Raw genomic sequence first — 10,484 nt, 5'->3', positions numbered from 1 at the left:
CGTGCCGAGCGCGGATGCGGCGATCAGCGCGACACCGATCAGGATCCGCGGATCCAGCATGCGGCGCCGCCGTGCGGCGAGCGGGAGGGCAACCATTCGGCCATGCTGACGGGTCCGCCCCAGCGGCGTCGGAAGTTATCCACAGTCCTGATCGGGTTCCGTCGGAGGCGGCGGCGCGGTGTCAGGATCGCCTCCATGAGCGCAGCCGAACCCTCCGACCTCGTCGGACGCTTCCTCACCGTCGCCGAGACGGCGGAGGTGCTGCGGGTGTCGGCGGCCCAGGCGTACGCCCTCGTCCGCTCGGGCGAGCTGCCGGCGATCCGCATCGGCGCCGCCCGCCAGTGGCGGGTCGAGCGCACCGAGCTGGAGGCGTACATCCAGGCGCGATACGAGGAGGAGCGCCGCATCGCGAACTGGCGGCAGTCCGACTACGCGATCGTGCCCGAGCTGCGGACCGGCCCGCTGCTCTGAGCCGTCCGACCGGGCGCCTGTCCGACCGGCTCAGTCGATCGGCGCCCATCCGACCCGGCTCAGTCGATCCGGACGAGCAGCAGCTGCGTCAGCGCCAGCACCTCGATGCGGGCGACCGCGGAGGAGCGGCGCCAGCCGTCGGCCGGATGCACGGCGAGGTCGAGGTGGTCCTTGCCGACGCGGTCGATGGTGCCGGACAGCACGCCTCCGGTCGTCGTCAGCTGCAGCGTCCTCCTGCGGCGAGCGAGGTCGCGCAGCACGAAGGCCAGCCCGATCCGGTCGGTCACCGTGCCCAGTGCGACCGGCTCGAGGCTGCGCACCACCTGCGTCGGCGTCGGCAGCAGGGCCAGCACCGCCTGCAGAGGCAGCACGACCTGAGCGGCGGAGCCGACGAGGTCCCCCGAGATCCAATCCCGGCCGACGGTGCGGGGCATCACCTCGATCTGAGCGCCGTCGACCAGCCGGATACGGACCGGCTCCGCGCCGATCGCGGCGATGCGGTCCCGCAGGGTGGCCCTCCCGACACGGAGGCGCTCCTCCTCGAGCTCCGCCTCCCGCTCCTCCGCCCCGAGCCCGTGCTCGAGCTGACCTTCGAGGTCGGCGAAGAGCTCGTCCCAGCGCATCGCGGAACCGTACCCGGAAGCAAGGGCACGACGACCCGACTTATCCACAGATCCGCTCGAACAGTGGACGGGGCAGCGGACCGTTTGCTTGGGTATGGCCATCGCCTACCCGGGCGATCCGCGAAACCACCCCTTCGCATCGGAGTTCCATGAGCGCCGTCCCTCCGCCGACGTCCGCACGCCGCCATCTCGCCGTCGTCCGCACCGACGAGTACTTCGATCGGCAGCTGACGCCGCGATCCGAGCTGCCCGACCCCTCGATGCTGGTCGAGAACCTCGCCACGGGTGTCGTGGAGGTGCTCGGCGGCGTTCGAGACCTCGAGCAGCTGGGCCGCTGGCTGTCGGAGGGGGTCTACCGGCACCTGCTGCGGCGATCGGTCATCGCCGCGCGCGGTCGGGCGGTACGCGGCCAGATGCCGGCACGTCCCGGTGCCGCCGTCGCGGCGAAGCGCATCACCTTCCCGGCGAGCAACGTCGTCGAGGCGACGGTGCTCCTCCACGGCGTGACCCGCACCCGTGCCGTCGCGATCCGCCTGGAGGGCATGGACAACCGCTGGCGCGCGACGGCGCTGGCGGTCCTGTAGGTCTCGAGTCGATCGTGTTCACGGATCAGGGGATCCGGCGAGGCGCTCCGCGCCGCCGGATCCCCTGATCCGTGAACACCGCGCGAGCTACTGGCCGCGGTCGGCCGCTCGACGCTGGGAGCGGTTCTGCGGAGGCGCGCCGGCGGCCTGCTGCTGGCCGAATGCGCCGCGCTGAGCCGTCGCCGGGGGGCGCTGCGGCGCAGGACGCTGGGCGCCGCCGCGCTGCGGGCCGCGGGCCGGCTGGTCCTCGCGCTCGGGCAGCTCGCCGCCGAACTGCGTCGCCTGCTGCGCCGCGGCCAGCTGCGCCTTCGCGGTCGCGGCGCGCTCCAGCAGCCCGCGCTGGTTGCGCACCTCCACGCCGCCGTCGTCGGAGGGTGCGGTGAACCGCAGCGTCTCGTTCGACTGCCCGGCCTCGAGCCCGCGGGCGGCGACGCCGTTCGGGTTGACCTCGACCTCGAGGTTGTAGAGGAACCCGATGGACTCCTCGCGGATCGCGCCCATCATCGTCTGGAACATGCTGAAGCCCTCCCGCTGGTACTCGACCAGCGGGTCGCGCTGCGCCATCGCCCGCAGGCCGATGCCGTCCTTCAGGTAGTCCATCTCGTACAGGTGGTCGCGCCAGCGGCGATCGATCACGGACAGGACGACGCGACGCTCCAGCTCGCGCATCGCCTCGTCGCCGAGCTGCGCCTCGCGGTTCGCGTAGGCGATCTTCGCGTCGGAGAGCACCTCGCGCTTCACGAAGTCCCGGTTCACGCGGCCCTTGCTGCCGGCCTCCGCCAGCACCTCCTCGATCGTGATCGAGATCGGGTACAGCGTCTTCAGCTCGGCCCAGAGGGCGTCGAAGTCCCAGTCGTCGCCCGACCCCTCGCCCGTGTGCGAGTCGATGACGTCGTCGATGACGGCCTCGAGGAAGGACTGCACCCGGAGGTGGATGTCGTCCCCCTCGAGGATGTGGTGGCGGTCGCCGTAGATCGCCTCGCGCTGCCGGTTCAGGACGTCGTCGTACTTGAGGACGTTCTTGCGGATCTCCGCGTTGCGCCCCTCCACCTGCGACTGCGCGGACCGGATGGCGCGGGAGACGACCTTCGACTCGATCGCGAGGTCGTCGGGCACGCCCGAGCGGCCCATCAGCGCCTCGGCGGCGCCCGCGTTGAACAGGCGCATCAGGTCGTCGGTGAGCGACAGGTAGAAGCGGGACTCGCCCGGGTCGCCCTGACGGCCCGACCGGCCCCGCAGCTGGTTGTCGATCCGCCGCGACTCGTGCCGCTCGGTGCCGAGCACGTACAGGCCGCCTGCGGCGACGACGCGCTCCGCCTCCTGGTCCACCTCCGCCTTCACAGCCGAGAACACGGCGTCCCACTGCGCCTCGTACTCGTCGGGCGTCTCGGAGGGGGACAGGCCGCGGGCGGTCATCGCCGATACGGCGAGGAACTCGGCGTTGCCGCCGAGCATGATGTCGGTGCCGCGGCCGGCCATGTTCGTGGCGACCGTGACGGACCCGAACTGCCCGGCCTGGGCTACGATCGCGGCCTCACGGGCGTGGTTCTTGGCGTTCAGCACCTCGTGCTTGACGCCCTTGCGCGCGAGCAGCTTCGACAGGTACTCGCTCTTCTCGACGCTCGTCGTGCCGACCAGCACCGGCTGACCGCTGCGGCTGCGCTCGGCGATGTCCTCGACGACCTGCGCGAACTTGGCCTGCTCGTTCTTGTAGATCAGGTCGGACTGGTCCGTGCGGCGCATCGGCCGGTTGGTCGGGATCGGGACGACGCCGAGCTTGTACGTCCCCATGAACTCGGCGGCCTCGGTCTCGGCCGTGCCGGTCATGCCGGAGAGCTTCTTGTAGAGCCGGAAGTAGTTCTGGAGGGTGACGGTGGCGTAGGTCTGGTTCTCGGCCTTGACCTGGACGTTCTCCTTGGCCTCGATCGCCTGGTGGATGCCCTCGTTGTAGCGGCGACCGACCAGGATGCGACCGGTGTGCTCGTCGACGATCAGCACCTCGCCGTTCATCACGACGTAGTCCTTGTCGCGCTTGAACAGGGCCTTCGCCTTGATCGCGTTGTTCAGGAACGAGATCAGCGGGGTGTTCGCGGACTCGTAGAGGTTGTCGATGCCGAGGTAGTCCTCGACCTTCTCGATGCCGGGCTCGAGCACGCCGACGGTGCGCTTCTTCTCGTCGACCTCGAAGTCGTCGCCGGGCCGCAGCTGCTTCGCGAGCTGCGCGAACTCGGCGAACCAGCGGTTCGCCTCGCCGCTGGCAGCGCCGGAGATGATCAGCGGCGTGCGGGCCTCGTCGATGAGGATCGAGTCGACCTCGTCGACGATCGCGAAGTAGTGGCCGCGCTGCACCAGCTCCTTCGGCTCCCACGCCATGTTGTCGCGGAGGTAGTCGAAGCCGAACTCGTTGTTCGTCCCGTACGTGATGTCGGCCTGGTACATCTCGCGCCGCTGCTCGGGCGTCTGCCCCGAGAGGATCACGCCGGTCGTCATGCCGAGCGCGCGGAACACGCGGCCCATCAGCTCGGACTGGTACGAGGCGAGGTAGTCGTTGACCGTCACGACGTGCACCCCGCGGGAGGCGATCGCGTTCAGGTAGGCGGGCATCGTCGCGACCAGGGTCTTGCCCTCGCCGGTCTTCATCTCCGCGATGTTGCCGAGGTGGAGGGCCGCGCCGCCCATCACCTGCACGTCGAACGGACGGAGGCCGATGGTGCGCGCCGCCGCCTCACGGACGGCGGCGAACGCCTCCGGCAGCAGATCGTCGAGCGACTCCCCCGCCGCGTACCGCTCGCGCAGCTCCGCCGTCTCGGCCTTCAGCTCGTCGTCGGTGACGTGCGTGAAGTCCTCCGCCAGGTTGTTCACCTGGTCGACGATGCGGCTGAGCTTGCGGAGCAGCCGCCCCTCGCCCATGCGCAGGGCCTTCTCGAGCACGTTCGCCACGTGGACTCTCCCTCCGTCCCGGTGGAGTGAGAACCGGAACGTCAGCGATCGAACTTACCCCAGGCCCCTCATCAGGGGGCGCGACGGCCTGCGGTCGCCGGACTCTCCGTTTTGTAGGACGCCGCGTCCTACAAAACGGAGAGTTCTGTGCGTCAGGCGGAGGCGCCCGCCATCGCGAGGATGCGGTCGGCGGTCTCGCGCTGGCCGTCGAGCGCGATCACGCCGTAGTTCCAGCCGACACGGCGGTAGACGACGCTCGGCTCGCCCGTCGTCGAATCGATGAAGAGGAAGAAGTCGTGGCCGACCAGCTCCATCCGGTCGACCGCGTCCTCGACGCTCAGCGCTTCCGCCGGGAACTGCTTCCTGCGGATCACGACCGGGCTGGCGTGCTCCTCCTCCGGGAGGCTCGACGCCTCTGGAGCACCGCCCTCCGCGACCGGCCGCAGCAGCGCTGCATCCGCGGGGATGACGCCGTGCGACGCGAAGTCGTGGGCGCTGGCGTCCCGGAGGCTCTCGAGACGGTTGCCGTGGCCGCGATGCACCTTCTTGCGGTCCTTCGCGCGGCGGAGCCGTTCCATCAGCTTGTTCAGCGCGACGTCGAACGCCACGAACTTGTCGATCCCGGAGGCTTCCGCCCGCACCACGGGTCCGGGCCCGATGAGGGTCATCTCCACTCGATCGTCGCCCGCGGTGCCGTGCGTCTCATGGTGTCGGCAGAGCCGTACCTCGAGGGCGAGCGCACGATCGGCGAGGTGCTCCACCCGCTCCGACTTCTCGTCCACGTAGGAACGGAAGCGATCGGTGATCTCCACGTTGCGACCGATGAGTGTGATGTCCATCGGGACCTCCCTCGTATCCGAGCGCGCCGCCCTGGTCGGACCTCCTGGTCGCCTGGTGGCGGCCCCCGTGGAGGGCCGGGCGGTCTTCTTCGACGCCGTTACCGAACCGTAGTCCGCCTCCCGGTACGCCGTCACTACCCCCTCACCGCTCTCATGGTTTCGGCTTCGTCCGCTCACCGGAGGCGCGTGGACGCCACCGTCGCGGCTCCGAGCACCCGCCCGCCGGCCGCCCGCACGGAACGCGCCGCCTCGGTCAGCGTCGCACCGGTCGTGACCACGTCGTCGACCAGCAGCACACGCCGCCCGGTCAGCGGGACACGTGCCGCCATGCCGTGCTCGAGGTTCGCGAAGCGCGCCTCGCGGCCGAGCCGCACCTGATCCCGGGGCCGTCGCACGAGCCGGAGCGCGTCCGTGTGGGGCAGCCCTGCGCGGCGCAGCAGGAGGCGCACCGGGTCGTACCCGCGCTCGGCGGCGGAGCGCCGGGTGCTGGCCATCGGTACCAACAGCAGGTCGTCGCCCTCCACCTCCTGCACCGCCGCGGCGACCGCGGCCCGCAGCGCGACGGCCAGCGGCGGCGCGAGCCCGGTGCGCCCCTCGTTCTTGAAGGCGACGATGACCGGCTGGGCGACCCCGGAATAGGCCAGCGCACTCGCGACGGGCATCCCGCCGACGCTGCGGGCCGTCACCTGCGGAGCGAGCCGGAGGCGGCAGTCGCGGCACAGCGCGGGCCCGGCCGTCCCGCAACCGGCGCAGTCGACGGGCAGCACGAGCTCCTGCAGGAACCCGGCCGCCCGGGCGATCGCGCCGTCCACGGATCGATGCTCGCCCGCCGAGGGCTCCCTGTCCTGTGGAGGAGCGGATCCGGAGGGGTCAGCGCTGGACGGCGAGGACCGAGACGTTCACCGGTTCCGCCCCCTCCGACTGCCACAGGTTGCTGGTCAGGGAGCTCGTCCAGGTCCACAGGTCACCGGTCGATATCCGTGCCCGGAGGTCGGTCAGGTTCGAGGTGCCCACGATGGAGGTGGCGTTCGTCAGCTGTCCGAGCGGCAGGGCCACACCACCGAGCTGCTGCGCCCGCACGCGTTCGGAGGAGGCGTCCGACGAGCCGATCAGCGTCGCGACGGAACCGTCGTCGACCCATGTCGCACCGACGCCGGACCCGCTCCTGCCGCCGAGGTCCACCAGGTAGTGCGCCGTGGTGAGTCCGGTGGGCGTCCCGTCCGAATCGCGCTGGATACCGGCGACGAAGGCCTCCGGGCCCTTCGCGGTGTCCACGAGCACGAGCATCCGAGTGCCATCCGGCGACGCCTCGATCGCGTCCACCTTCGTGCCGCCGAGATCGGCATCGAGGTCGATCGACGGTCCGCTGCCGTCGGAGGCCTGCAAGGCGCCGGGCTGGTCCGCGGGTACCGAGTAGGCCCAGCCGCGCTGGTCGAGGGTCGGCGCGATGACGCCGGCGCGGCTGTCGATGACGCGCCGACCGGTCGCGGTGACGATCGCGATCTCGCCCGACCCGGTGCGCACGACCGCCAGCTTCTGCGGTACGGAGACCGTCACCGCGGACGGACGCGTCGCCACGATCTGCTTCCCGAGCGTCGGCTCCTCCGTGAACCCGCCGTTCGACGCGAGCGTGCCGAACTTCCCCTTCGTCACCACGTAGGCGTTCAGCGAGCCGGGCTGGTTCGAGATCAGCTTCACCGGAGCCGCGACTCGACCGTTCACGACGAGCCGGAGCGCGGAGGCGGTCGGCAGCTGCAGGGATTGGATGAGCTGCTGCTGCATCCGGCCGGTCACCTGGGCACTCGGTCCGCTGCCGGGGACGCTGAGTGTCACCGTCGTGACACCGTTGCTGCTGGTTTCGATGCCCTCCCTCGTCGCACCGCGGAGGGCCGTCGCCACGACGCCACCCGCGAGGGGTCCGGTCGGGCCGGCGAGGAGGGCGTCGACCACGTCGGCGGGTTTCGGATCACCGGAGGCAACCTTCGGTGATACGGGGAACCAGCGGAAGTCGGGAACCAGCCGCCTCCAGGTGGGGTCGAAGAACTCGACCGCCTGGGGCCGGAAGATCCGCTGGAACACGGTCTCGCCCAGCACGATGCCGTCGGGTGCGGAATCGATCCGCCACTGACCGCTCTGCTGGGTCAGATGGAAGTCGAGGCGCCTGCTTCCAGGGGTCGGGCTGTAGACACCCGAGCGGCTGACCTCTGCGGTGAAGGGGACGTTCACCGTGATGTCTGTGCTGCTAATCACCTTCATCGTCGACTGCGACTCCTGCACGAGCACGCTGCTGCTCGGCTTCCACTTCGTCACGAACGACGACGCGAGGTACTCCTTCGCGACGCGGAAGTCGCCACCTGCGCTCGCCGCCGTCACGAATCCCGTGACGATGTCGCGTGGTTTCGCACCCGGCGCGGGCGGGTTCGGGAGGTACACGATGGTCGTGTTGTTGGGGCCCTCCGTCGACCCGTTCTGCACGGGTCCGGACATCGGGATCTCCGAGCAGCCGGTGAGCAGCAGCGCGACAGCAACGAGCGCCGCGAGTCGCAGACGCCTCACGCGCTGACTCGCAGCGCGCGTCTCGCCGACTTCTCACCCGTCTGGCTCGGCTCCGGTCCTGCATCGGTGGGGACGACCGGGACCGGCCGGTCCCCATCGACGGCGTCGCCCTCGCGCGGGAGCGTGAGCACGAAGTTCGTACCCCCGCCTCGCCGGGTCCAGACCTCCAGCGTGCCTCCGTGCAGCGTCGCGTCCTCGAGGCTGATCGCGAGACCGAGACCGGTGCCGCCGATCCGCCGCTGCCGCGACGGGTCGGCACGCCAGAACCGGTCGAACACCCGCTCGGCGTCCTGCTGCGTCATGCCGATCCCGTGGTCGCGGACACCGACCGCCACAGCGCCCTGCGAGCTGTCGATGGTGACGTCGATCGGCCGGCCCTCACCATGCTCGAGCGCGTTCGCGAGCAGGTTGCGCACGACACGTGCGATGCGGCGGGCGTCGACGTCGACGTCGGCGTAGCCGCCCGGGGTGTGCAGGTGGATGACCGAACCGGTCTCCTCCGCCAGGCCCCCGAGCGAGTCGATCCCTTCCCGGACCAGCGCGACGAGGTTGGTCGGCTCACCGCTCAGATCGGCCGCATGCGCATCCATCCGGCTGATCTCGAGCAGGTCGGCGAGCAGCACCTCGAATCGCTCGACCTGCATCTTCAGCAGCTCCGCCGAGCGGGCGCTCGGCGCGTCGTACCCGGCCCTCGAGTCGTACAGGATGTCGGACGCGAGCCGGATCGTCGTGAGCGGGGTCCGCAGCTCGTGCGACACGTCGGACACGAAGCGCTGCTGCACCCGGGACAGGTTCGCCAGCTGCGTGATCTGCCGCTGCAGGTTCTCCGCCATGCGGTTGAAGGACCGCGCCAGAGTCGCGACCACGTCCTCCCCCCGCTCCGGGATGCGCTGCTCCAGGTGGCCCTCCGCGAGCTGCTCGCTCGTCGCGGCTGCCTGCTTCAGCGGCGCGACGACGAGGTTCGACACCACCGCGGCGACCGCACCGATCAGGACGAGCAACGCGAGTCCGCCGATCAGCAGGGCGCGCTGCACGACCAGGAGGGTCTCCTGCACGTCGTTGATGTCGTAGACGAGGTACAGCTCGCTTCGGCCGCCTGGAACGGACAGCACGTCGCCGACGACGACCCCCGGGTGCACCTGACCGTTCTTGAGGGGGATCGAGACGGACTGCCAGTGCTGACCGCTGCCGTCCTTCAGCGACGCCTTCAGACCGGCGCTGACGAGTGGCTCGATGGCTTCCGAGCTGGCGACAGGCGACAGATTCGGCGTGCTCAACCAGGCGAAGCCGGACGGCTTGGCAACCTGATCGATGCTGCTGATCGCTTGGCCTCGCACCGACTCGAGCAGATTCGGGGCGGTGGAGCCCGCGTTGTTGACGATGCCCTGCGCGGAGGTCGCAGCACGGAGCGATTGCGATTCGGCCTGGGCGACCCGGTCCTCGAACAACCCGTTCGCGATCGTGTAGGAGACGACCGTGCCGACCGCCAACAGCGCGAGGGACGAGAGCAGCAGGGTGATCGCCACCGTGCGGACGCGCAGCGAGCGCCGCCAGATCCTGGCCGGCGCGCTGAACGAGCGTCGCACCCGGCGGGCGATCACCGCCGCCGTGATCGATGCGGGCGTTCGCGGCTGCTCCGCGCTCATGGCTCAGACGGCCGCACCGGCGCGGTACCCCACCCCGCGCACCGTGGTGACGATGCGCGGGTTCTCGGGGTCGACCTCGACCTTGGCCCGCAGCCGCTGCACGTGCACGTTCACGAGGCGGGTGTCGGCCTTGTAGTGGTAGCCCCAGACCTGCTCGAGCAGCATCTCGCGGGTGAACACCTGGTGCGGCTTCGACGCGAGGGTGTGCAGCAGGTCGAACTCGAGGGGGGTGAGCGGGATGGAGGACCCGGCGCGCTGCACCTCGTGGCCTGCGGCGTCGACGGTCAGGTCGCCGATCCGGAGGCGATTCCCCGGCGTGGCGGCGAGTGGGCGCAGCCGGGTGCGGATCCGGGCGACGAGCTCCTTCGGGTCGAACGGCTTGACGATGTAGTCGTCCGCGCCGGACTCGAGCCCGTCCACGACGTCGGCCGTGTCGGACTTCGCGGTGAGCATGATGATCGGCACGCCGCTCTCGTCGCGGATCGCCCTGCAGACCTCGATGCCGTCGGCGCCCGGCAGCATCAGGTCCAGCAGCACGAGATCGGGGCCGGTGCTGCGGAATCGGCCGAGCGCCTCCGCGCCGTCCGCGCAGAAGACCGGCTCCCAGCCCTCGCTGGACAGGACGATGCCGATCATCTCGGCCAGTGCGGTGTCGTCGTCGACGACCAGGATCCGACCGCTCATGCCGCCTTCCGCACGCTCAGGTCGCCCGTCGACGTCGACGGGCGAGAACCGGGTCCCGTCAGCGTAATCGACCCGTGACCCGCGTGGCGCTCCGTACGCGGGGCTCGGTGCTGAGGGGCGGCGGGCGGGGCGGCGTGGAGG

Annotated in this window: 9 protein-coding genes; 2 read left to right on the top strand and 7 right to left on the bottom strand. The window is 70.6% G+C overall.

Annotated features, from left to right (window positions below; all coding sequences use genetic code 11):
- Positions 1-195: 195 nt before the first annotated feature.
- Positions 196-471 (top strand): helix-turn-helix domain-containing protein, encoded by a 276-nt coding sequence (locus ACFE67_RS11765; RefSeq protein WP_375407068.1) that lies wholly within the window; start codon positions 196-198, stop codon positions 469-471.
- 59 nt (positions 472-530) lie between these two features.
- Here the strand turns inward: ACFE67_RS11765 and ACFE67_RS11760 are convergent, their stop codons facing one another.
- Positions 531-1,094 carry a hypothetical protein gene (locus tag ACFE67_RS11760; protein ID WP_375407067.1) on the bottom strand — a complete coding sequence of 188 codons (564 nt, stop codon included), beginning with the start codon at positions 1,092-1,094 and terminating at the stop codon, positions 531-533.
- Positions 1,095-1,243: 149 nt separating this feature from the next.
- On the opposite strand from ACFE67_RS11760, the gene ACFE67_RS11755 reads away from it, so the two are divergent.
- A complete protein-coding gene (locus ACFE67_RS11755) occupies positions 1,244-1,678 on the top strand; it encodes an Rv3235 family protein (protein ID WP_375407066.1) in 435 nt (144 codons plus the stop codon).
- Positions 1,679-1,765: 87 nt separating this feature from the next.
- Here ACFE67_RS11755 and secA read toward each other — a convergent pair whose 3' ends face one another.
- From secA to mtrA, 6 genes are all read right to left on the bottom strand, one after another.
- Complete coding sequence (gene secA, locus ACFE67_RS11750) at positions 1,766-4,618, bottom strand: preprotein translocase subunit SecA (RefSeq protein ID WP_375407065.1); 2,853 nt, start codon at positions 4,616-4,618, stop codon at positions 1,766-1,768.
- 152 nt (positions 4,619-4,770) lie between these two features.
- Positions 4,771-5,457: a ribosome hibernation-promoting factor, HPF/YfiA family gene (gene hpf / locus ACFE67_RS11745; RefSeq protein ID WP_375407064.1), complete on the bottom strand. Its 687-nt coding sequence runs from the start codon at positions 5,455-5,457 to the stop codon at positions 4,771-4,773.
- Positions 5,458-5,630: 173 nt separating this feature from the next.
- The gene (locus ACFE67_RS11740; protein ID WP_375407063.1) at positions 5,631-6,269 is read right to left on the bottom strand and encodes a ComF family protein; all 639 of its coding nucleotides are present in this window, start codon (positions 6,267-6,269) and stop codon (positions 5,631-5,633) included.
- Positions 6,270-6,327: 58 nt separating this feature from the next.
- Complete coding sequence (locus ACFE67_RS11735; RefSeq protein ID WP_375407062.1) at positions 6,328-8,013, bottom strand: hypothetical protein; 1,686 nt, start codon at positions 8,011-8,013, stop codon at positions 6,328-6,330.
- Positions 8,010-9,659 (bottom strand): MtrAB system histidine kinase MtrB, encoded by a 1,650-nt coding sequence (gene mtrB / locus ACFE67_RS11730; protein ID WP_375407061.1) that lies wholly within the window; start codon positions 9,657-9,659, stop codon positions 8,010-8,012. Before mtrB ends, ACFE67_RS11735 begins: the two co-directional genes overlap by 4 nt.
- 3 nt (positions 9,660-9,662) lie before the next feature.
- The gene (mtrA, locus tag ACFE67_RS11725) at positions 9,663-10,343 is read right to left on the bottom strand and encodes an MtrAB system response regulator MtrA (RefSeq protein WP_375407060.1); all 681 of its coding nucleotides are present in this window, start codon (positions 10,341-10,343) and stop codon (positions 9,663-9,665) included.
- Positions 10,344-10,484 lie beyond the last annotated feature (141 nt).

It is taken from the genome of uncultured Amnibacterium sp., from assembly GCF_964244015.1.
GTDB lineage: Bacteria > Actinomycetota > Actinomycetes > Actinomycetales > Microbacteriaceae > Amnibacterium.
This window is presented reverse-complemented; position numbering and strand designations above follow the sequence as displayed.

Bases quoted from the DNA above. Each gene is read 5' to 3' on its own strand.
- ACFE67_RS11755 (WP_375407066.1), top strand. From the start codon at position 1,244: ATGAGCGCCGTCCCTCCGCCGACGTCCGCACGCCGCCATCTCGCCGTC.
- ACFE67_RS11765 (WP_375407068.1), top strand. From the start codon at position 196: ATGAGCGCAGCCGAACCCTCCGACCTCGTCGGACGCTTCCTCACCGTC.
- ACFE67_RS11760 (WP_375407067.1), bottom strand. From the start codon at position 1,094: ATGCGCTGGGACGAGCTCTTCGCCGACCTCGAAGGTCAGCTCGAGCAC.
- mtrA (WP_375407060.1), bottom strand. From the start codon at position 10,343: ATGAGCGGTCGGATCCTGGTCGTCGACGACGACACCGCACTGGCCGAG.
- mtrB (WP_375407061.1), bottom strand. From the start codon at position 9,659: ATGAGCGCGGAGCAGCCGCGAACGCCCGCATCGATCACGGCGGCGGTG.
- hpf (WP_375407064.1), bottom strand. From the start codon at position 5,457: ATGGACATCACACTCATCGGTCGCAACGTGGAGATCACCGATCGCTTC.